The following is a 26,282-nucleotide window of genomic DNA, read 5'->3' as shown; positions in this document are numbered from 1 at the left end:
GTCAGCCCATCAGGCGGTCGCGCAGCGCCGCGTCCTTCTCTGCGACCAGCTTCTCGAGCCCGGCCTGGAAATCCACCATCCGCTGGCGGATCTCCGGGTGCGAGGCCCCGAGAATGCGGACCGCGAGCAGGCCGGCGTTGCGCGCGCCACCGATCGACACGGTCGCCACCGGCACCCCGGCCGGCATCTGCACGATCGAGAGCAGCGAATCCATCCCGTCCAGGTGCTTGAGCGGCACCGGGACACCGATCACCGGCAGCGGGGTCAGCGCGGCCACCATGCCCGGCAGGTGCGCGGCCCCGCCGGCCCCGGCGATGATCGCCCGGATGCCCCGGTCGGCGGCCGACTCGGCGTAGTCCACCATCTTCTTCACGGTCCGGTGCGCGGAGACCACACCGACCTCGAACGGAACGTCGAACTCGGCCAGAGCGACCGCGGCCGCCTCCATGGTCGGCCAGTCCGAGTCGCTGCCCATGATGATGCCGACGACGGGATTCATCTACACACCCTCCTGAAGCCACTTCGCGGCGCGAACCGCCCGCGCCCGCACCTCCTGCAGATCGTCGCCGAGCACGGTCACATGACCGATCTTGCGGCCCGGACGGACCTGCTTGCCGTAGAGGTGCACCCGGGCACCCGGGTCGGTGGCGAACAGGTGGTGCAACCGCTCGTCGATGGAGATGCCACCGGGCTCGCCACCCAGCACGTTCGCCATCACCACGAACGGGGCGGCCAGCGCGGTCGAACCCATCGGATAGTCCAGAACGGCCCGCAGATGCTGCTCGAACTGCGACGTCCGGGCGCCCTCGATGGTCCAGTGGCCGGAGTTGTGCGGGCGCATGGCCAGCTCGTTGACCACGATGCCGGCGTCGGTCTCGAACAGCTCGACGGCGAGCAGGCCGACCACACCGAGCGAGGTGGCCAGGTCGATGGCGAGCTGCTGCGCCTCCAGCGCGCGCTCGTCGGACAGATCGGGCGCGGGCGCGATCACCTCGACACAGATGCCGTCACGCTGCACGGTCTCGACCACCGGGTAGGCCGCGACCTGCCCGAACGGCGACCGCGCCACGAGGGCGGCGAGCTCGCGCCGCAGCGGCACCTTCTCCTCGACGATCAGCGACATCCCGGTCGACACGAGATCGTCGGCGGCCTCACGGGATCCGACCATCCAGACGCCACGACCGTCATAACCCCCGCGGGTCGCCTTGGCCACGACGGGCCAGGACCCGCCCGCGAACGTCTCGATCTCCTCGCCGGTGGCGACCCGGGCCCAGCGCGGCACCGGCGCTCCCAGCGACGCCAGGCGCTCCCGCATCATGCCCTTGTCCTGGGCGAAGACCAGCGCTTTCGACCCCGGGAAGATCTTCACCCCCTCGGCCTCGAGCGCCTCGATGTGCTCGGTCGGCACATGCTCGTGGTCGAAGGTGACGGCGTCGCACCCCTTGGCGAACTCACGCAGCGCAGCGAGATCGGTGTGCGTGCCGATCGGCACGTCGGCCGCGACCAGCGCGGCGCTGTCATCGGGCTTCTCACTGAGCACACGCAGTGACTGGCCGAGAGAAATGGCGGCCTGGTGGGTCATACGGGCCAGCTGCCCGCCCCCCACCATGCCGACTACAGGCAGACCGGTTCGGGTATCCATCGCCAGGCCAGCCTAGCGACGCCGCAGATCAACACCCAAATCGCGGTGGTACGGCCACCCCTCCCCAACCGCACCACCCAGCCCCCGGCCTCCGGCCGCTACCGCCCCACCTCGGCGGCTCTCACCGCTGTCTCAGGCCCACCAAGACAGCGCGCACAACCAGCCGGGCCCCGGCGGCTGGCTCTCAGCGCTGCCGACGCGCGTCCGAGACAGCGCTCGCAGCCGGCCGAAGGTTCACCGACGGAGGCGGGCCAGCAGGTCGGCCGGAGTGGTGACCGGGCGGTCGCAGACGAAACCCCGGCAGACGTAGGCGGTGGCCGCGCCGTCAATCAGCGGGCGGTCGGCCAGTAGCGGCACGCCCGGCTGATCCGGAGCGCCGACGACGATCACCGATCCACCCGGCGCATGCCGGTGAGCGGCGGCCACCAGCGGATCCGCCGGATCGGTGGTGGCCACCGCGATCTCGAACGGCCCGGCCAGCGCAGCCTCGGCGACGGTGGCGGCGTAACCGGCGAAACGCGGGTGCCCTTCGATGAGGGGCCCGAGCGTGGCCAGCGCCGCGTCGGCCGCCTCCCGGTAGGACGTCTCACCGCTCAGCGCCGCATAGGCGACCAGGGCCGCACAGATCGCCGACGCGCCGGACGGGGTGGCGTTGTCGGTCGGGTCGGCCGGACGGGTGAGCAGTTTCTCCGCGTCGTCGGCGGTGTCGTAGAACCCGCCCTGCCCGTTGCCGAACCGGGCCAGCGCCACATCCAGCAGCTGACCGGCCAGGTCCAGCCAGCGCCCGTCCCCGGTCAGCTGGTGCACGGCGAGGAACCCCTCCGCGACACAGCCGTAGTCCTCCAGCACCCCGGCCGGCGCGCCCACCACGCCGTCCCGGGAGACCCGCCGCAGGCGACCGTCGACGATGTGCCGGTCGGCGAGCACCCCGGCGAGCCGGACAGCCGCCGCCCGGGACTCCTCCGCCGGATGCTCGGCCAGCGCGGTGATCGCCAGCCCGTTCCAGGAGGCGACCACCTTGTCGTCCCGTGCCGGCTGCGGCCGCCCGGCCCGGGCCGCGAGCAGACGCCGCCGGACGTCCTGCCAGCGCTCCACCAGGGACGGGTCGGCCTCGTCGATGTCCCGGGCCAGCACCAGCACGCTCCTGCCGTGTTCGAACGTGCCGCGGGTGGTGACCCGGAACAGGTCGGCGGCCCACGTGCCGTCCTCCTCGCCGAGGACCCCGATCAGCTCGGCGGGTGTCCACGCGTATGTCAGACCTTCCACACCGTCGGTGTCGGCGTCGAGAGCCGACGCCAGGCCGCCCTGCGGGGTGCCGAGGTCACGCAGCAGGAACGCGGCGGTCTCGTCAGCGATCCGGCGGGCGTAGACGTCACCGGTGATCCGCCACAGCTGCGTGTACGCCCGGAGCAGCAGCGCGTTGTCGTACAGCATCTTCTCGAAATGCGGCACGGTCCACGTGGCGTCGACCGAGTACCGCGCGAACCCACCGGCCAGCTGGTCGTAGAGCCCGCCCCGGCCCATCTGCTCACACGCGTGCCGGACGATCTCCAGCGCCTCGGCCGACCCGGTCCGCTCGTGGTGGCGCAACAGGAACAGCAGGTTCATGTGGGGCGGGAACTTGGGGGCGCCGCCGAACCCGCCGTACATCTGATCGTGCTCTTTGGCCAGGCCGGAGGCCGAGGCCGCGAGCAGCTCGGCGGAGATCGGTGCGGTCGGGCCGCCGACGAGCTGGGCGCCACCGACTGCCTCGACCACCGCGGCGCCCTGCTGGACGACCGCCTCACGCTGGTCGCGCCAGGCTTCCTCGACCGACGAGATCAGCCGGGCGAACTGGTCTTTCGGGAAGTAGGTGCCGCAGAAGAACGGCTGCCCGTCCGGGGTGGCGAAGACCGTCATCGGCCAGCCGCCCTGCCCGGTCATCGCCTGTGTCGCGGTCATGTAGACGGCGTCGACGTCGGGCCGTTCCTCCCGGTCCACCTTGATCGCCACGAATCCGGCGTTGAGCCGGGCCGCGATCCCGGCGTCCTCGAAGGACTCGTGGGCCATCACGTGACACCAGTGACAGGCCGCATACCCGACCGAGATCAGCACCGGCACGTCCCGCCGCTTGGCCTCCGCAAAAGCATCGTCTCCCCATGGCCACCAGTCAACGGGGTTGGCAGCGTGCTGGAGAAGGTAGGGCGAGGTGGCGCTACCCAGCCGGTTCATGCGACAACCCTCTCACAACCCTGGCCGCGACAGGCGGTACGCCTCGGCGCTGTCACACCGCCCGGACTTCCGACCGGGCAGCCAACTCGCCACGGCATACTCAAGGTTTGGTAGTCCATAGCCACAGATTTTGGTAGTTCACCTACTCCAGTTTTGGTATCTTAGGTATCTGAAATTTTGTACTACACGCCCATCAGGAGGCAACGTGGTCGAGGCGCTCACCGGGATTGCAGAACGGCGCGTCTCTGCACTGCTCGATGACCTGCTCCAAGTGGAGCCGGTCATCGCACTGCACGGCCCGCGCTCCGTCGGTAAGTCCACGGTCCTGAGCACCCTGGCCCGCGCTCAGGGGGTGCCTGTTCTGGATCTGGACGATCCGGGCACTCGAGATGCCGTGGTGGCCAACCCACAGACAGCCACCGCGACGCAGGGTCTGCTGTGCGTGGACGAGTACCAGCACGCGCCGGAGATCCTCGACGCGTTGAAGGCACGACTCAACCGCGAAGGCACCCTGCCCGGCACCGCCGTGCTTACCGGATCAACCCGCCAGGACGCGCTGCCTCGCACGGCGCAGGCACTTACCGGCCGACTGCACACGATGACCATCTGGCCGCTGTCACAGGGGGAGATCGGCGGCGTCCACGAAGACTTCCTAGCTGCGCTCCGAGCAGATCCCGATGCGGCCGTCGCAGCCCAGCCGGCCTCAACGACCAGCCGGACGGAATACGTCGACCGGCTCTGCGCCGGAGGATTCCCGCTGGCCCTGCGTCGCATCGGCACCGCCCGTGATCGGTGGTTCGACGACTACATCCGGCAGTCCTTGGAGCGCGACGCCATCGAGCTTGTCCGGATACGCCAGCGCAACATGCTTCGCGAGCTTCTAAGTCGGCTTGCCGGGCGAACCGGACAGGTACTGAACCTGGCCAACGCATCCCAAGGGCTCACGGCGGAACGCAAGACCATTGAGGACTACGTTCGGCTCCTCGAAGACCTCTTCCTCATCGACCGGCTTCCTGCTTGGGGCAAGACGCTTCGTACACGGTCCGCTGCATCACCGAAAGTACATGTCATCGACACCGGCGTGGCCGCTCGACTCATGCGGATCTCGCCGGCCAAGCTCGCCACCCTCGACCCGACCGCCTTGGCGGAATTCGGCCATCTCCTCGAAACCTTCGTCGTCGGCGAGCTTCGCAAGCAGGTCTCCTGGCTGGACGAGCAGGTTTCCACAGGACACTGGCGCACCTACGACGGCGACGAAGTCGACTACGTTATCGAGTTCGATGACGGCCGAGTCCTCGCCTTCGAAGTCAAGGCGAACGAGCGCGTCTCGGGCACCGACCTCAAAGGCCTCCGTAAGCTACGAGACGCGCTCGGCGACAAGTTCATCGCCGGAGTTGCGCTCAGCACAGGCATGCGGTCATTCACCTACGAGAACCGCATCCACATCATGCCGGTCGACCGCCTTTGGACGCCCATCAGCCGATAGCCGCGAGACGGTTGGCCATGCCCCCACACTATGCCGTGTCGTCGGTCCTGAGCTGGGTGACATTCGGAGGGGCCGACCGGGCGAGCTGGGTCAGCGCCTGGACGATCTTGTCGGCCGGCATCGGCTTGCAGAAGTGGTAGCCCTGCGCGGACGGGCAGCCGAGCGCGATCAGTGCGGCCCGCTGTTCGATCGTCTCGATGCCCTCGGCGACCACCCGGACTCCGAGCCGGACGCCGAGTTCGACGGCGGCCCGGACGACCGCGCCGGCCGCCGCCGAGTCGATCATCTCGTCCACGAACGACCTGTCGATCTTGATCTCGTCGACCGGCATCCGGGTGACCGAGGAGAGCGAGGAGAAGCCGGTGCCGAAGTCGTCGAGGGACACCTGCACGCCTGAGGTCCGCACCCGGGCCAGCACCTCGTCGACGATCTCCTGTTCGCTGATCGCCACCGATTCGGTGATCTCCAGGACCAGGCGGGACGCGGGGGTACGGTGCCGGCGCAACGCCTCGGTGACCTGTGCCGGGAAGGTCGGGTCGGTGAGGCTGCGGGCCGACACGTTCACCGAGACGGGCACGTCGATGCCGGCCGCCGTCCAGTCCGCCGCCGAGGCCAGCGCCAGGTCGAGCACCCGTCTCGTGAAAGGGATGAGGAGTTCGCTGCGTTCGACCGCGGGCAGGAACTCGGCCGGCGACAGGTAGCCCCGGCGCGGGTGCCGCCAGCGGACCAGCGCCTCCACCCCGGTCGGCGCGGCCGTCACCAGGTCCACGGCGGGTTGCAGGTGCAGCATGATCTGGTCGTCGGCGGCGAACGCGTCCTGGAGGTCGGCGAGCAGCGCCAGCTGATCGGTGCTGCTGGCGTCCTGGCCGCTGTCGTACGTCCCGACGGTGACGCCGAGCTCCTTGGCCCGGTCCACCGCGATCGACGCGCGCCGCAGCAGCTCGGCCACCTCGGCCTCACCCGCCGCGGCCACCGCCACGCCGACGGTCACCTCGACGGAGAGCCGGACCCCGGCCGCCTCGATCGGCAGCCGCAGCTGCTCGACCAGCTCCCGGGCTCGGCGCAGGGCGACCGGCAGCGGGCTGGGCCGGGTCTGCTGCCACGCCGGGTCGGCGAGCGCGGTCACCGGCAGGAGCAGCGCGAACTCGTCGTCACCGATCCGCGCGACGAGCTCACCGGGCCCGGTCAGCGCGGTGAGCCGGCCCGCCGCCAGCCGCAGCACCTCGTCACCGCCGCCGTGTCCGAGGGTGCTGTTGACCTGGCGGAAGCCGACGATGTCGAGCAGGAGCAGGGCCACCTGCCGGTCCCGTTCCAGCGAGCGGAGCAGCGGGTCGCCCTCGCCGGCCAGCGCGACCCGGTTGATCAGGCCGGTCAGCGGGTCGTGCAGGCGGTCGTGGGCGGCCCGGGCGTCAAGCTCGGAGATGCGCTGGTGGGCGGCCGCGTCGTGCAGGGCGCCGGCCAGGGCTTCGCCGAACGCGGCGATCGCCGCCTCGTCCCGGGGCCCGGGCAGTCCGGCGTCGCCGAGCCAGACGGTGAGCTCACCGAGCGGGCGGCCGGCCACGACCATGGTCCGGGTGACGGCTGCGCCGGAGCGGGTGCCGACGTCGCCCTCCAGACCGGGGCCGTCCTGTGCGTACCGCCGGCGGCCGTGCCCGGTGTGCACCTCCAGCTCGGCGCGGCTGGCGCCGAAGACCTCGAGGGCGCCGCGCAGACCGGCCCGGGCCACCTCGGCTTCGCTGGCGCCCGGCAGCCGGGCGGTGGCGGCGGCGAAGGCCTCCCACATCCGGCGTTCCTCGGCGGCCCGCAGGTGGAAGCGGTACGTGCGGTGCAGCAGCCAGAGGACCGGGCCGAAGGCGAGCAGCCAGAGCGGTTCCCGGATCAGCGCGTACACGGCGAGGACCCCGACGATGACGTTGCCGATCGACATCGGCAGCTTGGCGTAGAGGACGCGGGCTGCGATCTGCCCCGGATGGGCGTCGCGGTGCAGCATCAGGGTGAGCACGACCAGGCCGAACGTGATGAGCAGGTAGGTGCCGGCGCCGGCCGCCAGGGCCAGCGGGAGCCTGGCGCTGTGCACCGGCACGTCACCGGCCAACAACGACGTGACCAGCGCGGCGCCGGCGACGCCGAGGGTCATCGAGGCGACCAGGTGGACTATCTCGGCGACGTTGCGCAGGCCGGTGAGCCAGGCGAGCAGCAGCCAGGCGGCGCCGGTGCCGGCCAGGGTGGCGGCCGGGAGCCAGCCGGCCGGGGCCACCACGAAGCCGACCACCACCGCGGCTTCGGCCCAGCTCACCGAGACGGCGTCCGGGCCGAGGCGGAACCGGAGGCCGGCGAGCTGCGCGATGGCGGAGAGGACGGCGGCGACGCAGATCCCGGTGATCGGCGACAGCGGGCGGCCGTCGGCGACCGGCACGGGTTCCAGGGCGCCGAGGATGACGGCTGCGGCGGCGGCGATCACGACGACCGCGGTGAGGATGCGCACCGGCCGGGGGCGGCCCATGGCGCCGGTCGCGGTGTTCCAGGACTCGCGGACGGCTTTCACGGCGACATCCGCAGACGCACGGCCCGATGCACGTGCAGATCGGTTACGGAGAGTTTGCGCCGGACAAGTGGCATGTCGGCGCCCCCTTCCGCGCAGGGTCCCGGGGCCGTGCGGCCCCCGGCGGAAGGCTAAATCAATCCTGATGAACGCAACAGGGCTTGACGGAGTCGAGACGGCCACACTCGGCGCGCGGCGGCCGAAACCAGGCGCGACGGCGGAGCGTGAAGTGGATCAGGCGGACGCCGAACCGTCGCGCGAACCGGCCGCGCCCGGCTCGTCGCGAACGCCCGCCACCTCGGCCTCCTCGGCCTGGCCAGCGACAACCGATCGATCGGTCTCGACATCGCCGGAGGCGGCGGCGCCGGAGCGCTGGGCCGCGTCGCCGCCGCGGGCGATCTCTGACACACGATCCCGCTCAGATGCAACAGGAAAACTGTCGGGAAGCCGACGAATTCGCTTGTTCATGTTGCGGATCAAAAGAACGGTCGCCACACACATGAGGACGATGAGGAACAACCCCATCGGGCCGGCCAGGCCGCCCGATCGGGTGTCGCCGAAGTTGTTGACCGCTACCACGAAGTCCACGCCGCCAGCGTACTGCTCAGCGCGCGTCGACCTTCTCCCGGATGCCCGCGAACAGGTCGGACTCCGGAACCGGGCTGTCCACGAGCGAGCGGGCGAGCTCGAAGTCCTCGGTGGGCCACACCTTCTGCTGCATCTCCAGCGGGATGTGGAACCAGAAACCATCCGGGTCGACCTGGGTCGCGTGGGCACGCAGCGCGTCGTCGCGGATCCCGAAATACTCTCCGCACTCGACCCGCGTGGTGATCTTGTCACCACGGTCGTCACGGTCGGCCCACTTCTCCAGCCACTCCGCATACGGCGACTCCAGGCCGGCCGCCAGCATGCCCTCGTGCAGCGCCAGCATCCGCGCCCGGGTCCAGCCGGAGTTGTAGTACAGCTTCGACGGCTGCCACGGCTCGCCCAGCTCCGGGTAGAGCTCGGGGTCACCGGCCTTCTCGAAGGCCACCACCGAAACCTTGTGGCACATGATGTGGTCGGGGTGCGGGTAGCCGCCGTTCTCGTCATAGGTGGTCATGACGTGCGGCCGGAACTCGCGGATCAGCTTGATCAGCGGCTTGGCCGCCTCCTCCGGGTCCTGGAGGCCGAAACAGCCCTCCGGCAACGGCGGCAGCGGGTCGCCCTCGGGCAGCCCGGAGTCGACGAAGCCGAGCCAGGCCTGCTCGACGCCGAGGATCTCGCGCGCCCGGTCCATCTCGGCGCGGCGGATGTTGGTGATGTCGGCGAGCACCTCGGGCCGATCCATCTTGGGGTTGAGGACACTGCCCCGCTCCCCACCGGTACAGGTCGCCACCAGCACCTGGACACCCTCGGCGACATATTTCGCCATGGTGGCGGCGCCCTTGCTCGACTCGTCGTCGGGGTGCGCGTGCACGGTCATGAGACGCAATTGCTCGGCCACGGTTGTTGAGATCCTCTCGACCAGGCCTGCCGTCGGCGGGCCGGGATCGGCTGCGAAGATGGAACCCTGCCATTCTGGCCGATCCCCCCGACAACAAACGCACGAGAGGTCGTCAGGTGAGCGAGACGCACGCCACAGCTCCGGTCTTCCCGCCCGGCCGGTACGGCCGTCGCCGTGAAGGCGGGCGGCGCCGTCTGGCCCCGGTCCTGGCCGTCGCGATCTTCGCTGTCGTCATCTCCGGCATCACCTATGCCTACTACGACAAGTTCGGTCAGACCGACTACACCGCCGACATCATCGGCTGGAGCATCCCGTCCGACACCGAGATGGTCGTCGAGTTCCGGGTCCGGGTGCCGGCCGGCGGCGCCGCGATGTGCATGGTCCGGGCCCGCGACTACGACGGTTACGAGGTCGGCCGGCAGGCGGTGACGGTGCGTGCCGCCGACGGTGGCGGCGCGGTCGAGGTCAGCCAGGCCGTGACGACCGAGAGCAAGGCTTCGGTGGGCGACGTGATGGGCTGCCGCGCCACCGGCTGAGTCGAGATCCGACAACATTTCACCTTCCGGGCGGCCCGCATACCGCTGGTAAGCTTGGTAATTCGCTGCGTTCAGCATGACGCCTTTTCAGGCGTCATGTTTCGACCATGCCCCGTTCCAGCAAGGAGATCGACCGTGTCCAGTTCCGAGGCGCCGAAGACCTGGCTCTCCCAGGACGCTTACGACCGGCTGCAGGCCGAGCTCGACGAGTTGATCGCCAACCGGCCGGCCATAGCGGCGGAGATCAACGCCCGGCGTGAGGAAGGCGACCTCCGCGAGAACGGTGGCTACCACGCGGCGCGTGAGGAGCAGAGCCGCCAGGAAGGCCGGATCCTGTACTTGAAGGAGTTCCTGCGCAACTCCGAGGTCGGCGAGATCAAGGCCGCCGACTCGGTCGGCCCCGGCTCGGTCGTGACGATCTACTTCGACGACGACCAGAAGGACACCGAGACCTTCCTGCTCGGTTCCCGGGAGATCGCCTCCACCACCAAGCTCAAGGTCTACAGCCCCGAGTCGGCGCTGGGCAAGGCGATCCTCGGCTCCCGCCCCGGCCAGACGGTCACCTACGCCGCCCCGAGCGGCGCGGACATCAAGGTCACCGTGGTCGAGTTCGGCCCCTTCGAGGGCTGATCCACAGTTTCGACGCAGAGCCCGCGGCGCATGTGCCGCGGGCTCTGCCGTAGCTTCAGGGCGTCGTGTCGGCCAGCAGCGCCACCCGGTAACCGGCGTCGCGCAGCGCCTTGATCAGCGCCGACGAGTGGGCCGGCCCGCGCGTCTCGACCGACAGCGCCACCTCCACCTCACCGAAACTGAGCCGCGGGCTCTGCCGCGAGTGGTTCACGTCGACGATGTTGGCCCGCTGCGCGGCGATCTCCCGCAGCAGCCGGGCCAACTCCCCCGGCCGGTCCGAGCAGCGCACCGCGAGCCGCAGGAACCGCCCCGCCGACGCCAGCCCGTGCTCGATCACCCGCAGCAGCAGCATCGGGTCGATGTTGCCACCGGACAGGATCGCCACCACCGGGCCGCCGGCCGGCACGTAGGCGCCGGTCAACAGGGCCGCCGCAGCCGCCGCGCCGGCCGGTTCGACCACCGTCTTGTGCCGCTCCAACAGCACCAGGAGCGCCGCCGACAGGTCCTCGTCGTTGACCGTGACGACCTCGTCGACAAGCTTCGCGACGTGCGCGAACGTCAGGTCACCGGGCCGCAGCACGGCGATGCCGTCGGCGATCGTCGCGCACGACTCCAGCTTGCGAGGGGCGCCGGCGGCCAGCGAGGGCGGGTACGCCGCCGCCCCGCTCGCCTGCACACCGACGATCCGGATGTCCGGCCGCAGCGCCTTGGCCGCGACCGCCAGCCCGGAGATCAGCCCGCCGCCGCCGACCGCGGTCACGATCGTCGCCGCCTCCGGGCACTGGGCCAGGATCTCCAGAGCGACGGTGCCCTGGCCGGCGATCACGTCCGGGTGGTCGAAGGGGTGGATCAAAACCGCTCCGGTGGTACGGGCGAAGTCGTCCGCCGCCTCCAGCGCGTCGTCCACGCTGGTTCCGGCGTACTCGACGGCCGCGCCGTACCCCTTGGTGGCGGAGACCTTGGGCAGCGGAGCGCCCTCCGGCATGAAGACGGTGGCCCGTGCGCCGAGCAGTCCGGCCGCGAGCGCCACCCCCTGCGCGTGGTTGCCGGCGCTCGCCGCGACGACACCGCGGGCGCGTTCGGCGTTCGACAGGCGGGAGATCCGGGTGTACGCCCCCCGCACCTTGTACGACCCGGCGCGCTGCTGGTTCTCGCACTTGAGCCAGACCGGCACCCCGGTGATCTCGCTGAGCGGCCGCGACGGGATCAGCGGCGTCTCCTTGACCACCCCCGCCAGCAGGTCGCGGGCGGCCTCGACGTCAGCGAGGGTGAGCAGGTCGAGCGGGGTGCCGGAGGCGGTCATGGACACCAATCGTGCCACCGCCCAGGCGCGGCGCAGCCGCCTGCCCGGGCGGAACAGCAATCAGCCGCCGAAGGCGTCCTCGCCTTCGAGGAGGCGAAGCCTCTATACGAGCGCGTGCCGCTGCCAGGGATTGGCGACCTCGAATTGACCGGCCACCGAGAGCAGCAGCAACTCCGATCCGGGCGGCCCGACGAGCTGGATCGCGAGCGGCAGCCCGTCCGGCCGGAAGCCGACCGGCACCACGATCGCGGGCAGTCCGGCGTAGTTCCACGGCGCCGCGTACGGCGCGTAGGACGCGTTGGCCCACATGTTCTTGCGCCAGGGCGACGCCGAATACTGCACGGCCGGCGGTGGCGCGGTCGCGAGCGCCGGCGTGAGCAGCAGATCGACCGCCTTGTCGGCGAAGAACTGGGTGGACCGCTCCCGCCACGCGTCGCGCTGCTTCTGCCGGACCAGACCGGCCCGCATCATCGTCTTGCCGAGGGCGATGTGCCGGCGGGTCCGCGGCTGGAGGCGCTCGACCGGCAGGCCCTCCGAGTTCACATACGCCCCGGCGAACCAGGTCGCCAGCACGCCCAGGGCCACACCCGTCGGGTAGACCGGATCGGCGGTGACCGTGTCGTGGCCGACGTCGACGAGCAGCTTCGACGCCCTGGTGACGGCCGAGACGTTCGCCTCGTCCGGTTTCACCCCGGCCGCCGGGGAACGCAGCGAGACACCGATCCGCAGTTTCGACGGCTCGACCAGCTTGACCGGGGTCTGGCCGGACAGCACCGAGAAGCCCAGCGCGGCGTCGGCCACCGTGGTGGTGAGCACGCCGTTCTCCACCAGGCCGAACCAGTCCTTGTCACCGAAGTCGACCGGGACGACGCCGCGGCCCGGCTTGAGCCCGACCAGGCCGCAGCAGGCGGCCGGGATCCGGATCGAGCCGAGCCCGTCGTTGCCCTGCGCGATCGGCACCAGCCCGGCGGCCACCGCGGCGGCCGAGCCACCCGACGAGCCACCCGGGGTCCGCTCCAGGTCCCACGGGTTGCGGGTCGGGCCACCCTCGTCGTCGGTGACGGCCCACAGACCCATCTCCGGCATCTTGGTCACCCCGACCACGACGGCGCCGGCGCCGCGCAACCTCCGGACCACTTCGTGGTCGACTTCAGCAACCTCGGGGGTACGCGCAGCGGCCGAACCGTGCCACGTGGGCAGCCCCGCCACCGCGGTGTTCTCCTTGACCGCCACCGGAACCCCGGCCAGCGGAAGGTTGGCCAGGTCCTCCTGGTCGTCGACCTTCTCCGCCTCGGTGATCGCCTCGCCGCCCCGGACCACCCGGAACGCGCCGAGGGCCGGGTCGGAGATGGCGATCTGTTCCAGGTGATCGGCCACGACCTGGGTGGCGCTCGCGTCTCCGCGGCGCACCGCACGGGAGATCTGTTTGGCGGTGGCGCCCACCCAGGTCGTCGAGTCCATCGCTCTCAGTTTCTCCAGCGTCGGTCTTATCCGAGGGCCTGCTCGAGATCGGCGAGCAGATCGTCAACGGTTTCGATGCCGACAGACAGTCGCACGAGATCGGCGGGAACTTCAAGCGCTGAGCCCGCAGCCGACAGATGTGTCATCTGACCCGGGTGCTCGATCAGCGATTCGACACCACCGAGCGACTCGGCGAGCACGAAGAGCTTCGCCTTGTTGCAGATCGCGATCGCCGCGTCCGGGCCGCCGGCCGCACGGAACGACACCATGCCACCGAACCGGCTCATCTGCTTGGCCGCGACCTCGTGCCCGGGGTGCGTCTCCAGGCCCGGGTAGAGCACGCTCGCCACGGCCGGGTGCTCACGCAGGTAGCCGACGATCCGCTCGGCGTTGTCACAGTGCCGGTCCATCCGTACACCCAGGGTCTTGATCCCCCGGAGGGTCAGCCAGGCGTCGAAGGGACCGTTCACGCCGCCCATCGCGTTCTGGTGGAAGGCCAGCTCGTCGCCGAGCCCGGCGTCCGCGGTGATCAGCGCGCCGCCGACCACGTCGGAGTGACCGCCCAGGTACTTGGTGGTGGAGTGGATCACCACGTCGGCGCCGAGGGTGATCGGCTGCTGGAGGTACGGCGAGGCGAACGTGTTGTCCACGGCCAGCATCGCGTCGTACTCGTGGGCGAGACCGGCCAGCTGCGCGATGTCGTTCACGTTGAGCAGCGGGTTGGTCGGCGTCTCGGACCAGATGAGCCGGGTGTGCCCCGGGCGGAAGGCGGCCCGAACCGCGTCGATGTCGTCCAGCGGGGCGGCCGTCCAGTCCAGGCCCCAGCGCTCGGCGACCTTGCTGAACAGGCGGAACGTGCCACCGTAGGCGTCGTTCGGGATGACCACGTGGTCTCCGGGCCGGCACACCGTACGCAGAAGGGTGTCCTCAGCCGCAAGGCCGCTGGCGAAGGCCAGCCCACGCCGGCCACCTTCGATCGCGGCCAGGCATTCCTGGAGCGCGTCCCGGGTCGGGTTGCCGGACCGGCTGTACTCGTAGCCCAGGCGAGGGGCGCCGACGGCGTCCTGGGCGTAGGTGCTCGTCTGATAGATGGGCGGCACCACCGCGCCGGTCCGCGGATCCGGCTCCTGGCCGGCGTGGATGGCGAGGGTGTCGAACCCGTAGCTGTTAGCCGTCATGTTGCGCAAGGCTAGTCTCACCAGATGGCGGACTGCGTGTTCTGCGGCATCGTTTCGGGTTCCGTTCCGGCCTTCATGGTCGCGTCCGACCCGGCCGGCCTCGCCTTTCTCGACATCCGCCCGGTCTTCAAGGGGCATGTCCTGGTGATCCCGCGCCCGCATGTCGTCGAGCTCACCGCTCTACCGACGCCCGACTTGCCGGGATATTTCGGGTTTGTGCAGCGGATTGCCGCGGCCGTACCCGTTGCCATGGCCGCAAAAGGCACATTCGTCGCAATGAACAACATCGTCTCCCAGTCGGTGCCTCATCTGCACACCCACGTGATGCCCCGCACCAAGGGCGACGGCCTGCGCGGCTTCTTCTGGCCCAGGCGCAAATACGCCGGCGACGACGAGGCCACCGCGGTCGCCGAGGCCATTGGTAAGGAATACCTCCGGCTCAGCGTTGCAGAGGGTGGACGAAGGGAGTGACCGTGTTCCTGCGGTACAAGAAGCTCGACCTGCCCACCGCCGACACCGCTCTGCCCGGCCGGCTGATCTCGATGCCGGTCGCCGACCGTCACGAGGTTCTCGGAACCCCGCTGGAGGGTCCGTGGCCGGCCGGTCACGAGGTCGCCGTCTTCGGGATGGGCTGCTTCTGGGGCGTCGAGCGGATCTTCTGGAAGTTGCCGGGCGTGCACTCCACCTCGGCCGGGTACGCCGGCGGATTCACCGCCAACCCGACCTACGAGGAGGTCTGCTCCGGCAGCACCGGCCACAACGAGGTCGTGCAGGTGGTCTACGACCCCAGCCGGATCAGTTACGAGCAGCTGCTCAAGGCGTTCTGGGAGAACCACGACCCGACCCAGGGCATGCGCCAGGGCAACGACGTGGGCACCCAGTACCGGTCGGCGATCTACACCACCACGGAGGCCCAGGCCGAGACCGCGCGGGCGTCCCTCGCGGCGTTCCAGCCGGTGGTGACGAAGGCCCGGCTCGGTGAGATCACCACCGAGATCAAGCCGCTGACGAAGTACTACTACGCCGAGGACTACCACCAGCAGTACCTGGCCCCGACCAAGAACCCGAACGGTTACTGCAACCACGGCCCCAACGGCCTGACCTGCCCGGTCGGCGTGGCTCGCACCAACTGACCGGCGTCACACGGGACGGGCCCCCTCCGGAGCCCGTCCTGTGTGACGATGGTGGGAAGGAGGTGACCTGAGATGCGCCGGTACGCCAAGCCGATCGTCGTTGCGGACGATCTCGGCCTGCTGCGCGGGCGGACGACAGGAGTCGTCACTCTGCCGCGTCACCTCGACTGGTCCGGCGCGGCCGACTACGACCTCGACGGCCCCGGCCGGATCGTCGATCTCTACCGCACGGTCCTGATCGAGGCCACCAAACCCGATGATCTCCACAGGTTTCTTGATCGGACGGTCCTGACAAGGCTGTGGCCGTCGATCTGGCTCTCTCCGGAACTACGCCGGGCGTGGGAACTGCGCTTCCCGGAGCTTCGGCGGACCGCGCCGGAGGCCTCTGCCGCGTAAGGTCGCCGGCATGGATCCCCGTCACCGCGAGCTGGCCGAGATCGCCCTTCGCCCGGCTACTGGTCTCACGGCCTGACGAACCAGACACGGAACCGCAGAAGATGGAGCTGGCCGCCGACTGGCGCGCCCACCCACCGGTGGCTCTGAACGTAGGGCCCGTCCTGCACCCGGACGACGCCGTCGGCAACAAGATGGCGGCGCTCTACGGCCGTGCACTCGCCCGCGACTTCCTCGACATCGATGCCGTGCTCACCAGTGGTCGTTACACAAGCAATCAGCTCCTGCGGCTGATCGAGGCCGCCGATCCCGGCTTCGACCGCACCACCTTCGCCGATGTACTGGGAGCGGCTGACCAAATCAGTGACGCCGCGTTCGCTCCCTACGGCGTCACGACGGAATCCCTTCGAGGCCTGCGCCAACGCTTCGCCGAGTGGCAGAAGCAACTGCGCCAGGAATGAAATGCTGGTCCGACTCGAACAGCTGCCGCCAGCAGTACCTTTCAAGTGATAGGAACCCCACCGGTTGCTGCAACCGCGGCCCCGACGGCCTTACCGGCCCGATCAGTGTCGCCGAGACCGGCGCCTGTTCGCTCGGCCGGCTTCGGGTGTGACAGACCGACTGCGACGATCCGGCGGTCCGCGTCTGGGCAAGGCCGCCGGCCGGCACCTCGTACTCAGAACTCTCGGCAAGGCGGAGGTCAATGGTCGGACCGCTTCGCGGGGCCGGGGGCGAACCGGTCCCCGATGGCAAGTGGGTGGAGAGGATTTCACGCTGGCGATCGAAAAAAGTCGACATGTCCGGAAACTCCGCTCAAACTCGAAATCGAGCCAGCGGGAGGTGGATGTGAATCCGATCTACCAGCACAACGAGAGTGAGCAGGACGCCTGGGACCTCGCCGAGTCCCTGATGCAGCAGGCCCGCGCGATGATGCGTGACGCCGAAGTGGCCCTCGACACCTGGCGGACCGGCAAGGAGATGAACCGGCTGCGCTGTGCGCGCCGCGGCATCAGCACCACCGATGCCGAGATCCGCTGGTCCGCGTCGTCCAACGCGAAGAACGCGCTGACCACGAACAACTTCAGCACCGGGCTCGCGACGATGTACTACAACGCGGCGACCGCCAATTACGCCCGGGCCATGTATCTGATGGCCAGCGAAGATCTGCGGCGGTAGCCGGGACCTAGCCCTCCGGCGCCTCGTCGGGCTGGTCCTGCGTGGTGGCCGGGGGCCGGGGCGGGTCGGCCTGGGCGGGCGAGGCGGGGACGGCGAGCGCCAGACCGAGGACGGCGCCGGCGCCGATGAGGCGCAACCCGGCGAGCGAGGCGGCGAGCGTGATCGGACGGCGTTCGGACTTCTCCATGAGCACTCCTTACTGGCCGGGCCACAACGATGGCAGGCGAACCTGAGACACCGCTGTGCACGGGCCCTCGGGCCAGGCACCATGGACGTGTGGAGATCGCCACCGAGACCGAGCGCAAATACGACGTCCCAGAGACGTTCGAACTTCCTGACCTGGTCGGTGTCGGCGGGATCGCCGGCGTCGACGGTGCCGAGACCCATGATCTCGACGCCACGTACTTCGACACCGAAGACCTCCGGTTGATGAGAAATCGCCGGACACTTCGGCAGCGCAGCGGCGGCAACGACGCGGGCTGGCATCTGAAGACGCCCGGTGACGGCGACGGCCGGACCGAGCATCGTCTGCCGGCGAGCGGCGACACGGTGCCGGCCGAGCTGATGGCCCTGGTCCGGGCGATCGTGCGGCGCAGCCCGGTGGGTCCGGTGGGGCGGCTGCGCACGCATCGGGTGGAGACGCCGCTGCGTGACGCCGACGGCCGTACGCTCGCGCTGGTCGCACAGGACCGGGTGACCGCCGAGTCGGACGGCGCCGAGACGGTCTGGCAGGAGGTCGAGGTCGAGCTGGTCGACGGGGACGCGACGGTGCTGGAGGCGGTCGAGGAGCGGCTGTTCGCGGCGGGCGCGACTCCGGCCGCAGGCCCGTCGAAGGTGGCCCGGGCGCTGGCCGGGCGGCTGGCCTCGATCAAAACCGGCAAAAAGGCCAAGCCGCAGAAGAACCCCGTCATGTTGTACGCCCGTGAGCAGCGCGACGCCATTCTCGGTTACGACCCGGCCGCCCGCCGTGGCGAGGCACGCGCCGTCCATCAGATGCGGGTCGCCACCCGTCGTCTGCGCAGCACGCTGAAGACGTACCGGAAGGCGTTCGACGAGCCGGCTCTGCGCGACGAGCTGCGCTGGCTGGCCGGGGTGCTGGGCGCGGTGCGTGACCCGCAGGTGCTGGAGGAGAAGCTGCTGGCGCTGGTGGACGAGGCCGGCCCGGAGTTCGCGCACACCGCTGCGCGGGTGCGGGCGCACCTGGAGCACCGGATCGAGACCGGGCTGGCCGAGCTGGCCGAGGCGCTGGAGACGGATCGCTACCTGGACCTGCTGGACCGGATCGACGAGCTGGTGGACCACGGTTCGCCGCACACCCCGGACCCGGTGCGCCGGGCGGAGAAGGTGCTGGCGAAAGCGGACGCGAAACTGGACGCGGCCCTGGCCTCGGGTGTCGAGGAGGAGATCCACGAGTCGCGGAAGGGCTTCAAGCAGGCGCGGTACGCCGTCGAGCTGATCGCCCCGGACGCCGGCAAACCCGCGAAGCGGCTGGTGAAGGCGCTGACCGCCCTTCAGGACGGGCTCGGCGACTACCAGGATTCGAACATCGCCCGTGGCGTGTTGCGCGAGCTGGGTTCGGACAGTTTCCACTTCGGCGTGTTGTACGGCCGGCAGGAGCAGGTGGGCCGGGAGGCGCTGGCGAAGGTTCCGGCACTGGCGCAGGCGTCCCGGCGGCGAAAAGTTCGGCGAGTGTTCTGATCAGGCCGGTTGTGGTCTTGGCCTTCGCGGGTATGAATCAGTGTCATGCAATCCGAGTTCGACCAGGCGACCACCAACCCCTATGACGGGCCGATCGCCGAGCTGTCCGGCTACCGGGTCGTCGACGACGAGGACGACGACCCTCGACTGATCAACGCCGACGGCCAGCCGGTGGACACGTGGCGGGACGACTATCCGTACGACGCGCGGCTGCCCCGCCCGGAGTACGACCACGACAAGCGTCTGCTGCAGATCGAACTGCTGAAGCTCCAGAACTGGTGCAAGGACACCGGTGAGCGGTTGCTGATCCTCTTCGAGGGCCGGGACGCGGCGGGCAAGGGCGGCACGATCAAGCGGTTCATGGAGCATCTGAACCCGCGCGGCGCCCGGGTCGTCGCGCTGGAGAAGCCAAACCAGCGCGAGAGCACCCAGTGGTACTACCAGCGCTACATCAAGCACCTTCCGGCGGCCGGGGAGATCGTGCTCTTCGACAGGTCCTGGTACAACCGGGCCGGCGTGGAGCGGGTGATGGGCTTCTGCGACCGCAAGGAGTACCTGGAGTTCCTGCGCCAGACCCCGGAGCTGGAGCGGATGCTGGTCCGGTCGGGCATCAGGCTGGTCAAGTTCTGGTTCTCGGTGACCCAGGGCGAGCAGCGGACCAGGTTCGCGATCCGGCAGGTGGATCCGGTCCGGCAGTGGAAGCTCTCTCCGATGGACCTCAAGTCCCTGGACAAGTGGGACGACTACACCGAGGCCAAGGAGGCGATGTTCTTCTACACCGACACCGCGGACGCCCCGTGGACGGTGGTGAAGAGCAACGACAAGAAGCGCGCCCGGGTGAACGCGATGCGGCACGTGCTGAACCGGTTCGACTACACCGGCAAGGACCGGGAGATCGTCGGCATACCGGACCCGCAGATCGTCGGCCCGGCCTCCCTGGTGGTGGAGAGCACGAACGACTCCCCGCTGATATTCCCGCGTCTGTAGTGATTCAAATTCGTTGGCGCTCCCTCCTCGGGCTGGATAACGTGGCCGTACACGTGAAGGGAGGTGGTCCGAAGTTGTATAGCAACGGGACTCGTGAGGTGGCTGTCCGCTAGCCGCTGTCCTTGACAGCTTCGTAGTTTCAAGAAGTACGTCGAGACCGTGTGGCAGCGGTGCGGCGAATCTCAAGACAGCCACCCGACCCCTGGGGATCCGGTTTAGTCCGGCCGGACCGCGTTCGGTTACGAGCGCGGAAGTCCCCAGGGGTCGCTTCATATCCGGGGGGAGATTTCGGTGACGCGCGAGCTGTTGGTGCTCGGCACGGCGAGCCAGGTGCCGACGCGGCACCGCAATCACAACGGCTACCTGCTGCGCTGGGACGACGAGGTGATCCTCTTCGACCCGGGTGAGGGCACCCAGCGCCAGCTGCTGTTGGCGAACCAGCCGGTCACCCCGATCAAACGGATCTGCATCACCCACTTCCACGGCGACCACAGCCTCGGCCTGCCGGGCGTGCTCCAGCGGATCTCGCTCGACAAGGTCCCGCACCCGGTCGCCGTCCACTACCCGGCCGGCGGCCAGGAGTTCTTCGACCGCCTGCGGCACGCCACCAGCTACTGGGACAACTCGGAGATCGTGCCCGGTCCGGTCGGCGCCGGATTCGCGGTGGAGACGTCCGCGGGGCGCCTCACCGCTCTTCCACTGCGACACCCCATCGAGACGTACGGCTACCGCCTGACCGAACCGGACTCGCGCCGGATCGTGCCCGCCCTGCTGGCCGAACACGGCATCGGCGGACCGGCAGTCGGGGAGCTGCAGCGGACCGGCCGGCTCGGTGACGTGACCCTCGACCAGGTGAGCATGGCCCGGCCCGGGCAGAGTTTCGCCTTCGTGATGGACACCGGGCTGTGCGACAGCGTGTTCGAGCTGGCCCGGGGCGTCGACATGCTGGTGATCGAGTCGACCTTCCTGTCCGAGGACGCGGAGCTGGCCGCCCAGGTCGGGCATCTCACGGCCGGCCAGGCCGCTGCGGTCGCGCGCGAGTGCGGCGTACGGAAGCTGGTCCTGACGCACTTCTCGCAACGCTATCCGGAACCGAACCGCTTTCTGGAGGAAGCCCGCCGGGAGTTCGACGGCCCGGTGGTGATCGCCGAAGACCTGTCGCGGGTGAAGGTGCCCTCCCGTCAGGCGGCAGCCTGAGGCTGGTTCCCTTGGTGGCATGACAGTTCTGCTGCGCCCGGTTGCGGACGCCGACCTGATCGCGGTCGGCGCGCTGCATCATCGTTCGCGTGCCGCCGCCTACGCCGGCCTGCTGCCGCCCGAGACGTTCGAGGCCCGTGGGCCGGAGGCGATGAGCGCCTGGTGGGTGGAGCGCTGGAAATGGGAGCGGGAGTCCCATCTGATGACCGTCGCCGAGGTAGACGGCGAGCTGGCCGGGTTCACCTATGTGGGGCCGAGCGAGACGGATCGGGCCGCCGAGCTGTATGCGATCCATCTGGAGCCGCACCGGGTCGGCTCGGGCGTCGGCCGAGAGTTGATGATCAACGCATTGGCGCAGCTGGCGGCGCTCGACGCGGAACGGGCCGTGCTGTGGGTGCTGGCGGACAACCCGGTGGCCCGGCGCTTCTACGAGCGCGGCGGCTGGACGCCGGACGGCGCGACCAGGGTCGCGCCGATCAACGACCGCCCGTTTTCGCAGCTTCGTTACACACACCCGCTGTAGGGCGCGGGGGTTGCTGGTTGGGCGGGAACACGCGACCGAGTGAATGCGGGGGAACCTGTAGTCGCGTGCTCCCGCCCACCGCCCCGCCCGTACCGGATGCGCCTGGCCGGAGGCGCTCGATCAGCGGAGGCGTGCCGATCTGGGATCCAGTTCAAGGGCGGGTCTGGGCGCGGGATACCGGCGCGCTGGCGGGGCGCTCCGGTGTCACCGCTGGTCGACGTCGGCCGGGCCGGGAAGCCGTACTTGCCGGGGGACGGTCAAGCGTGTCGGCGACGTCGTGGTCCTGGGGTCAGGCCTGATACCTCCGGTGGTCGTCGTTGCGGTGGTGCGAGCCGGCACCGGTGTACCGGCTGCCGATCTCGTCCAGCCCGGCCCGTTTTCCGGGCAGGGCACGCATGCTGTTCAGGTCGTGCCGTAGCGTCCAAGCCTCACGCCAGGGGCGCCTGGCGATCGCGTCGGCACGCTCGGCCAGGTGGCGGGCCGAGCACGGCCAGCGCCATCCACACCAGACGCATGTGCCGTTCCGGGCCTCCACGTGGCGCCCGAGCATGTTCTGCGCGTCCCGCCACAGCAGGCGGTCCACGATGCCGGCGGGCGCCGCCTCGTCGACGTCGACCATCCCCTGCCCCTTCGTCCGGGAGTGGCTCATAGCTCCGTCACGACACATACAACCGCAGCAGCCCCTCAGGCGGTCGGACTGTCTGTGCGATTGCCGCAACTATCCGTGACGATCCATGTACCGAGGTTGTCCACCGCGCAGTTCACGCCGTACCCGGCCCTTTGTTGGTACGGTCCTGCCGTGATCTTCAAGAGGCGCCCGAAGGCGGTCCCGGCCGACGCGATCACGGCGTTCTGGACCTGGTGGGCGAGCGCACGGCCACGCGCCGAGAAGATGATCGACGGCGGGCCGGACGAGACGCTCATCGAGGAGATCGCCGCCCTGGTCACCGCGATCCATCCGGACCTGCACTGGGAGTTCGCGGCCGGCACCACCTCGCGGCACCTGCTGATCGTGAGCACCGGCGGATCACCGGAACTGCGCTCCCTCGCCGAACGCTGGCGACGGGCCGGACCGCCGCCGGACGAGACGTTCGGGTACGCGGCCGCCCGTCAGGGCCGGCCGGACGCGCTGGACGGGGCCCGGCTGGCGATCGGCGGCCACCACCTGGACCTGGGTGAGCTCCGGTTCCACGCCGAACACGACGAGGAACGCGACTGCGTGGACGTCGAGGTCTGGCACCCGGCCTTCCCGGGACTGCCGGAGGAGGCGCGCGGGCAGATCGCGTACCTGTCGCTCGACTGGCTGCTCGGCGAGGACACCGTGGAGATCTGGGTCGGCGCGATCGACGCGGTCACCACGACGACGGGCGCCGGCCTGACCGGTCCGGAGCTGGCCGGGCTGGTCGCCGCGATGCAGCCGGCCGACGGGGCGCCGCGCTGGCGCAACATGTCCGGGATCCGGGCCGGGAAGCCGATCATCGCGATGGCCCAGACCCGGCTCCGGCCGGCCCGGTGGCCCGGACACGACCTGCACATCCGGATGGACGTGCCGTACTCGGCCCGGGACGAGAACGGCTTCCCGGACAAGGCCGCGCTGGCCGAACTGCACGGATTCGAGGACCACGTGGCCGAGCACGCCGACGGCATGGTGGTGGTCGCCCACGAGACGAGCGACGGGGTACGCACCACGCACCTCTACGCCGACAGCCCGGTCGCCGCCGAGGTCCTGAAACCGTTGATCGGTGGCTGGCAGGACGGGCGTGTCCGGATCACCGTCACGCCCGACCCCCGCTGGGAGCAGGTCGAACACCTGGCCCCTTAGCTCAGGTGCGCCAACAGGTCCTGACGCGTAAGTACGCCGGCGGGCTTGCCGTCGACCAGGACCATCGCGGCGTCGGCCTTCTCCAGGAGCACGACCGCCTCGGCGACCGGCTCACCGCCACCGATCATCGGCAACGAGTCGGTCATGTGCCGTTCGATCGTGTCGTGCAGGTGGGCCTGCCCGGTGAAGAGCGCGTCCAGCAGCGCCTTCTCCGAGATGGAGCCGGCCACCTCACCGGTCACCACGGGCGGCTCGGCCTTCAGCACCGGGAGCTGGCTCACGCCGTACTCCCGCATGTAGTCGATGGCGTCGCGGACCGTCTCGGTCGGGTGCACGTGGATCAGCGGCGGGATCTCGGCGCCCTTGCCGGCCAGGGCGTCGGCCACCGTCGGCGTGCCCTCCTGGGTGCGCAGGAACCCGTACCGTGCCATCCATTTGTCGTTGAAGATCTTCGAAAGGTAGCCACGGCCGCCATCGGGCAGCAGAACCACGATGACGTCGTCGGGGCCGGCCTTGCGGGCCACCTCGAGCGCGGCCACCACGGCCATCCCGCAGGAGCCGCCGACCAGCAGGCCCTCCTCACGGGCGAGGCGGCGGGTCATCTCGAACGAGTCCGAGTCGCTGACCTCGATCACCTCGTCGGTGACGTCCCGGTCGTACGCCGTCGGCCAGAAGTCCTCACCGACGCCCTCGACCAGGTAGGGACGCCCGGTCCCGCCGGAGTAGACGGACCCCTCCGGGTCGGCGCCGATGATCCGCACCGGCCCCTGCTCCTTGAGGTAACGCCCGACGCCGCTGATCGTGCCGCCGGTGCCGACGCCCGCCACGAAGTGGGTGATCCGGCCGCCGGTCTGCTCCCAGAGCTCGGGCCCGGTGTCCTCGTAGTGCGACCGCGGGTTCGCGGGATTGCTGTACTGGTCCGGTTTCCAGGCGCCCGGAATGTCGCGGGTCAACTGGTCGGACACGTTGTAGTAGGAACGGGGGTCCTCCGGGGCCACAGCGGTCGGGCAGACCACCACCTCGGCCCCGTACGCCCGGAGCACGTTCTGCTTGTCCTCGCTGACCTTGTCGGGGCAGACGAAGACGCACTTGTACCCACGCCGCTGAGCCACCAGGGCCAGCCCGACGCCGGTGTTGCCGCTGGTCGGCTCGACGATCGTGCCGCCCGGCTTGAGGAGGCCCGCCTTCTCGGCGTCCTCCACCATCCGCAGCGCGATCCGGTCCTTGACCGAGCCGCCGGGGTTCAAGTACTCGACCTTGGCCAGCACGGTGGCACTGATGCCCTCGGTCACGCTGTTCAATCGGACCAAGGGGGTATTGCCGATGATCTCGACTACGTTGTCGTAATAGCGCACGTCTTACTTTACGACCGCGGGCCGGCCGGTCTTCTCCCACTCCAGGAACCGGTCGGTCTCGGCGAGCACGGCGCCGGCCAGCCAGGTGACCGCGACCGCGTCGTCGATCAGCCCGAAGACCCAGACGAACGCCTCCGGAACCGCGTCGATCGGCGACACCACGTACGCTGTGGCGGCCGCCATCAGGGCCAGGCGCATCCCACCGTCGTATTGACCCCTGGTACTCGCCTTGATCATCCTCGGGATCGCACCGAGTCGCTGGGCCACCGAAGGTCCACCGCGGCTACCCGCGGTGAGCGCCCGGGCCAGCGCGGTGAACGCCGCCGCACGTTTCAACGTCTTGGCCATTTCTGTTCCCCTTTCCGCAACTCCAGCATGACGGGAGCGCGCCATGATTGCCTCTCGCCACTGCGAGTTAGCCTCGAATCCCGACCCCACACGCCGATCATGGGCGAGCCGGATGGTTCCCTTCGAGCGACAGCGAGGGAGACTATGAGCAGCATCGATGTAACTGGTACCCACTGGCGATGGATCAGGAACGCCGGACGGGTCGCCGGAGCAGCCGCGGGATTGACCGCCCTGTCCGCGGGACTGCTGATGCGCCAGGCCGCCGAGGCCCGCCGGGTGATCCCGATGGCCGAGGCGCCACCGCCGCGCGGCGACGGCGTCTACGGCGCCAAGTTCGGCGGCAAGGCCCTCGAGCTGGTGATCCTCGGTGACTCGTCGGCCGCCGGGTATGGCGTGCACCGTCCCCGTGAGACGCCCGGCGCACTCTTCGCCACCGGCATCTCACGCCGCCTGCGCCGCCCGGTCCGCCTGCACCGGCTGGCCGTGGTCGGTTCCGTGTCGGCCGGGCTTCCGTACCAGGTGGACGCCGCCTTGGAGTACTCACCCGAGCTGGCGATCATCCTGATCGGCGGCAACGACGTCACCCACCGCTCAGCGGTGCCGGCCGCGGTCCGCCACCTGGGTGATGCCGTGCGCCGCCTGCGGGCCGCCGACTGCCGCGTGGTCGTCGGCACCTGCCCCGACCTCGGCGCCATCCAGCCGATCAAACCACCGCTGCGCTGGCTGGCCCGCCGCTGGAGCCGGCAACTGGCCGCCGCACAGACCATCGCCGTGGTCGAGGCCGGCGGGCGGACCGTGTCGATCGGCAACCTGCTCGGCCCGATGTTCGAGGCCGACCCGGCCCGGATGTACAGCGAAGATCGTTTTCACCCGTCGGTCGAGGGGTACGCCAGAGCCGTGTCCGTCATGATGCCGACAGTGATGGCGGTGCTCGGCACGGACGACCGGGCGGTGCTGCCGCTCGCCGAGGACGTGCGGGCCCTGCCGGAGGCCGCCGACGAGGCCGTCCGCGCCCCGGGCACCGAGGTCGCCCCGGCCGGCCGGTGGGCCCGGATGCGGCGCTACCGCTGGTTCAGTTCGCGCCCAGTGGCCGCGGCCCCCGTTCCCAGCGGTGACCCCACCAGCGGGGCCGTAGGGTATACCCCAGAGGATCATCAGGTCGGCTGACGCAGGGA

General features: G+C 70.0%; 27 protein-coding genes. 14 read left to right on the top strand and 13 right to left on the bottom strand.

Annotated features, from left to right (window positions below):
* Position 1: 1 nt before the first annotated feature.
* From purE to AB0E94_RS23105, 3 genes are all read right to left on the bottom strand, one after another.
* Positions 2-499 (bottom strand): 5-(carboxyamino)imidazole ribonucleotide mutase, encoded by a 498-nt coding sequence (gene purE, locus AB0E94_RS23115; RefSeq protein ID WP_317788487.1) that lies wholly within the window; start codon positions 497-499, stop codon positions 2-4.
* The gene (locus tag AB0E94_RS23110) at positions 500-1,642 is read right to left on the bottom strand and encodes a 5-(carboxyamino)imidazole ribonucleotide synthase (protein ID WP_360329270.1); all 1,143 of its coding nucleotides are present in this window, start codon (positions 1,640-1,642) and stop codon (positions 500-502) included.
* 234 nt (positions 1,643-1,876) lie between these two features.
* Positions 1,877-3,853, bottom strand: a complete 1,977-nt coding sequence (locus AB0E94_RS23105; protein WP_360329268.1) for a thioredoxin domain-containing protein — start codon at positions 3,851-3,853, stop codon at positions 1,877-1,879.
* 205 nt (positions 3,854-4,058) lie between these two features.
* Between AB0E94_RS23105 and AB0E94_RS23100 the strand changes: the two genes are divergently transcribed.
* Entirely contained in the window at positions 4,059-5,339 is a 1,281-nt protein-coding gene (locus AB0E94_RS23100; protein WP_360329266.1) for an ATP-binding protein, read from the top strand.
* Positions 5,340-5,367: 28 nt separating this feature from the next.
* Here AB0E94_RS23100 and AB0E94_RS23095 read toward each other — a convergent pair whose 3' ends face one another.
* The 3 genes from AB0E94_RS23095 to mca all read right to left on the bottom strand — a co-directional run bounded on the left by AB0E94_RS23095 (position 5,368) and on the right by mca (position 9,367).
* The gene (locus AB0E94_RS23095) at positions 5,368-7,884 is read right to left on the bottom strand and encodes a bifunctional diguanylate cyclase/phosphodiesterase (protein WP_360329264.1); all 2,517 of its coding nucleotides are present in this window, start codon (positions 7,882-7,884) and stop codon (positions 5,368-5,370) included.
* A 231-nt stretch (positions 7,885-8,115) separates the two neighbouring features.
* Positions 8,116-8,469: a hypothetical protein gene (locus AB0E94_RS23090; protein WP_360329263.1), complete on the bottom strand. Its 354-nt coding sequence runs from the start codon at positions 8,467-8,469 to the stop codon at positions 8,116-8,118.
* 16 nt (positions 8,470-8,485) lie between these two features.
* Positions 8,486-9,367, bottom strand: coding sequence for a mycothiol conjugate amidase Mca (mca, locus tag AB0E94_RS23085; protein WP_360329261.1), 882 nt, complete (start codon positions 9,365-9,367; stop codon positions 8,486-8,488).
* Between the two features lie 116 nt (positions 9,368-9,483).
* On the opposite strand from mca, the gene AB0E94_RS23080 reads away from it, so the two are divergent.
* Positions 9,484-9,903: a DUF4307 domain-containing protein gene (locus AB0E94_RS23080; protein WP_360329259.1), complete on the top strand. Its 420-nt coding sequence runs from the start codon at positions 9,484-9,486 to the stop codon at positions 9,901-9,903.
* A 135-nt stretch (positions 9,904-10,038) separates the two neighbouring features.
* Positions 10,039-10,533, top strand: coding sequence for a transcription elongation factor GreA (greA, locus tag AB0E94_RS23075; protein WP_360329257.1), 495 nt, complete (start codon positions 10,039-10,041; stop codon positions 10,531-10,533).
* A 55-nt stretch (positions 10,534-10,588) separates the two neighbouring features.
* Here greA and ilvA read toward each other — a convergent pair whose 3' ends face one another.
* The 3 genes from ilvA to AB0E94_RS23060 all read right to left on the bottom strand — a co-directional run bounded on the left by ilvA (position 10,589) and on the right by AB0E94_RS23060 (position 14,475).
* Positions 10,589-11,836 carry a threonine ammonia-lyase gene (gene ilvA / locus AB0E94_RS23070; RefSeq protein ID WP_360329255.1) on the bottom strand — a complete coding sequence of 416 codons (1,248 nt, stop codon included), beginning with the start codon at positions 11,834-11,836 and terminating at the stop codon, positions 10,589-10,591.
* Between the two features lie 102 nt (positions 11,837-11,938).
* Entirely contained in the window at positions 11,939-13,297 is a 1,359-nt protein-coding gene (locus AB0E94_RS23065) for an amidase family protein (protein WP_360329253.1), read from the bottom strand.
* 26 nt (positions 13,298-13,323) lie between these two features.
* A complete protein-coding gene (locus AB0E94_RS23060; RefSeq protein WP_360329252.1) occupies positions 13,324-14,475 on the bottom strand; it encodes a cystathionine gamma-synthase in 1,152 nt (383 codons plus the stop codon).
* Positions 14,476-14,499: 24 nt separating this feature from the next.
* On the opposite strand from AB0E94_RS23060, the gene AB0E94_RS23055 reads away from it, so the two are divergent.
* From AB0E94_RS23055 to AB0E94_RS23035, 5 genes are all read left to right on the top strand, one after another.
* Positions 14,500-14,946: an HIT family protein gene (locus AB0E94_RS23055; protein WP_360329250.1), complete on the top strand. Its 447-nt coding sequence runs from the start codon at positions 14,500-14,502 to the stop codon at positions 14,944-14,946.
* Positions 14,947-14,948: 2 nt separating this feature from the next.
* The gene (msrA, locus tag AB0E94_RS23050) at positions 14,949-15,608 is read left to right on the top strand and encodes a peptide-methionine (S)-S-oxide reductase MsrA (protein WP_360329248.1); all 660 of its coding nucleotides are present in this window, start codon (positions 14,949-14,951) and stop codon (positions 15,606-15,608) included.
* Positions 15,609-15,680: 72 nt separating this feature from the next.
* A complete protein-coding gene (locus AB0E94_RS23045; protein WP_360329247.1) occupies positions 15,681-16,004 on the top strand; it encodes a hypothetical protein in 324 nt (107 codons plus the stop codon).
* Between the two features lie 101 nt (positions 16,005-16,105).
* On the top strand, positions 16,106-16,462 hold the full coding sequence (locus tag AB0E94_RS23040) for a nucleotidyl transferase AbiEii/AbiGii toxin family protein (protein ID WP_360329245.1): 357 nt from the start codon (positions 16,106-16,108) through the stop codon (positions 16,460-16,462).
* A 385-nt stretch (positions 16,463-16,847) separates the two neighbouring features.
* The gene (locus AB0E94_RS23035) at positions 16,848-17,177 is read left to right on the top strand and encodes a hypothetical protein (protein ID WP_360329243.1); all 330 of its coding nucleotides are present in this window, start codon (positions 16,848-16,850) and stop codon (positions 17,175-17,177) included.
* Positions 17,178-17,184: 7 nt separating this feature from the next.
* Here the strand turns inward: AB0E94_RS23035 and AB0E94_RS23030 are convergent, their stop codons facing one another.
* The gene (locus AB0E94_RS23030) at positions 17,185-17,364 is read right to left on the bottom strand and encodes a hypothetical protein (RefSeq protein ID WP_317788506.1); all 180 of its coding nucleotides are present in this window, start codon (positions 17,362-17,364) and stop codon (positions 17,185-17,187) included.
* 89 nt (positions 17,365-17,453) lie between these two features.
* Between AB0E94_RS23030 and AB0E94_RS23025 the strand changes: the two genes are divergently transcribed.
* The 4 genes from AB0E94_RS23025 to AB0E94_RS23010 all read left to right on the top strand — a co-directional run bounded on the left by AB0E94_RS23025 (position 17,454) and on the right by AB0E94_RS23010 (position 21,582).
* Positions 17,454-18,875, top strand: a complete 1,422-nt coding sequence (locus AB0E94_RS23025; RefSeq protein WP_360329241.1) for a CYTH and CHAD domain-containing protein — start codon at positions 17,454-17,456, stop codon at positions 18,873-18,875.
* 45 nt (positions 18,876-18,920) lie between these two features.
* Positions 18,921-19,862: a polyphosphate kinase 2 gene (ppk2, locus tag AB0E94_RS23020; RefSeq protein WP_360329239.1), complete on the top strand. Its 942-nt coding sequence runs from the start codon at positions 18,921-18,923 to the stop codon at positions 19,860-19,862.
* Between the two features lie 291 nt (positions 19,863-20,153).
* Positions 20,154-21,059, top strand: a complete 906-nt coding sequence (locus AB0E94_RS23015; protein ID WP_360329238.1) for a ribonuclease Z — start codon at positions 20,154-20,156, stop codon at positions 21,057-21,059.
* Positions 21,060-21,078: 19 nt separating this feature from the next.
* A complete protein-coding gene (locus AB0E94_RS23010; RefSeq protein ID WP_360329236.1) occupies positions 21,079-21,582 on the top strand; it encodes a GNAT family N-acetyltransferase in 504 nt (167 codons plus the stop codon).
* Positions 21,583-21,871: 289 nt separating this feature from the next.
* On the opposite strand, the gene AB0E94_RS23005 is transcribed toward AB0E94_RS23010, so the two are convergent.
* A complete protein-coding gene (locus AB0E94_RS23005; protein ID WP_360329234.1) occupies positions 21,872-22,201 on the bottom strand; it encodes a hypothetical protein in 330 nt (109 codons plus the stop codon).
* A gap of 180 nt (positions 22,202-22,381) precedes the next feature.
* Here AB0E94_RS23005 and AB0E94_RS23000 point away from each other — a divergent pair, with 180 nt between their 5' ends.
* Positions 22,382-23,404, top strand: coding sequence for a DUF695 domain-containing protein (locus AB0E94_RS23000; protein ID WP_360329232.1), 1,023 nt, complete (start codon positions 22,382-22,384; stop codon positions 23,402-23,404).
* On the opposite strand, the gene AB0E94_RS22995 is transcribed toward AB0E94_RS23000, so the two are convergent.
* Positions 23,401-24,759, bottom strand: a complete 1,359-nt coding sequence (locus AB0E94_RS22995) for a cystathionine beta-synthase (protein WP_360329230.1) — start codon at positions 24,757-24,759, stop codon at positions 23,401-23,403. The genes AB0E94_RS23000 and AB0E94_RS22995 overlap by 4 nt on opposite strands.
* A gap of 3 nt (positions 24,760-24,762) precedes the next feature.
* On the bottom strand, positions 24,763-25,107 hold the full coding sequence (locus AB0E94_RS22990) for a YkvA family protein (protein ID WP_360329228.1): 345 nt from the start codon (positions 25,105-25,107) through the stop codon (positions 24,763-24,765).
* Between the two features lie 144 nt (positions 25,108-25,251).
* Here AB0E94_RS22990 and AB0E94_RS22985 point away from each other — a divergent pair, with 144 nt between their 5' ends.
* A complete protein-coding gene (locus tag AB0E94_RS22985) occupies positions 25,252-26,274 on the top strand; it encodes an SGNH/GDSL hydrolase family protein (protein ID WP_360329226.1) in 1,023 nt (340 codons plus the stop codon).
* The last annotated feature ends 8 nt before the right edge of the window (positions 26,275-26,282 follow it).

Source organism: Actinoplanes sp. NPDC026670 (assembly GCF_040638175.1).
Lineage (GTDB): Bacteria > Actinomycetota > Actinomycetes > Mycobacteriales > Micromonosporaceae > Actinoplanes.
Note: the sequence above shows the minus strand (reverse complement) of the source record. Positions and strands in the feature narration are given on the sequence as shown.

Bases quoted from the DNA above. Each gene is read 5' to 3' on its own strand.
- purE (WP_317788487.1), bottom strand. From the start codon at position 499: ATGAATCCCGTCGTCGGCATCATCATGGGCAGCGACTCGGACTGGCCG.
- AB0E94_RS23110 (WP_360329270.1), bottom strand. From the start codon at position 1,642: ATGGATACCCGAACCGGTCTGCCTGTAGTCGGCATGGTGGGGGGCGGG.
- AB0E94_RS23105 (WP_360329268.1), bottom strand. From the start codon at position 3,853: ATGAACCGGCTGGGTAGCGCCACCTCGCCCTACCTTCTCCAGCACGCT.
- ilvA (WP_360329255.1), bottom strand. From the start codon at position 11,836: ATGACCGCCTCCGGCACCCCGCTCGACCTGCTCACCCTCGCTGACGTC.
- AB0E94_RS23065 (WP_360329253.1), bottom strand. From the start codon at position 13,297: ATGGACTCGACGACCTGGGTGGGCGCCACCGCCAAACAGATCTCCCGT.
- AB0E94_RS23060 (WP_360329252.1), bottom strand. From the start codon at position 14,475: ATGACGGCTAACAGCTACGGGTTCGACACCCTCGCCATCCACGCCGGC.
- AB0E94_RS23055 (WP_360329250.1), top strand. From the start codon at position 14,500: ATGGCGGACTGCGTGTTCTGCGGCATCGTTTCGGGTTCCGTTCCGGCC.
- AB0E94_RS23045 (WP_360329247.1), top strand. From the start codon at position 15,681: ATGCGCCGGTACGCCAAGCCGATCGTCGTTGCGGACGATCTCGGCCTG.
- AB0E94_RS23040 (WP_360329245.1), top strand. From the start codon at position 16,106: ATGGAGCTGGCCGCCGACTGGCGCGCCCACCCACCGGTGGCTCTGAAC.
- AB0E94_RS23030 (WP_317788506.1), bottom strand. From the start codon at position 17,364: ATGGAGAAGTCCGAACGCCGTCCGATCACGCTCGCCGCCTCGCTCGCC.
- ppk2 (WP_360329239.1), top strand. From the start codon at position 18,921: ATGCAATCCGAGTTCGACCAGGCGACCACCAACCCCTATGACGGGCCG.
- AB0E94_RS23010 (WP_360329236.1), top strand. From the start codon at position 21,079: ATGACAGTTCTGCTGCGCCCGGTTGCGGACGCCGACCTGATCGCGGTC.
- AB0E94_RS23005 (WP_360329234.1), bottom strand. From the start codon at position 22,201: ATGGTCGACGTCGACGAGGCGGCGCCCGCCGGCATCGTGGACCGCCTG.
- AB0E94_RS22990 (WP_360329228.1), bottom strand. From the start codon at position 25,107: ATGGCCAAGACGTTGAAACGTGCGGCGGCGTTCACCGCGCTGGCCCGG.
- AB0E94_RS22985 (WP_360329226.1), top strand. From the start codon at position 25,252: ATGAGCAGCATCGATGTAACTGGTACCCACTGGCGATGGATCAGGAAC.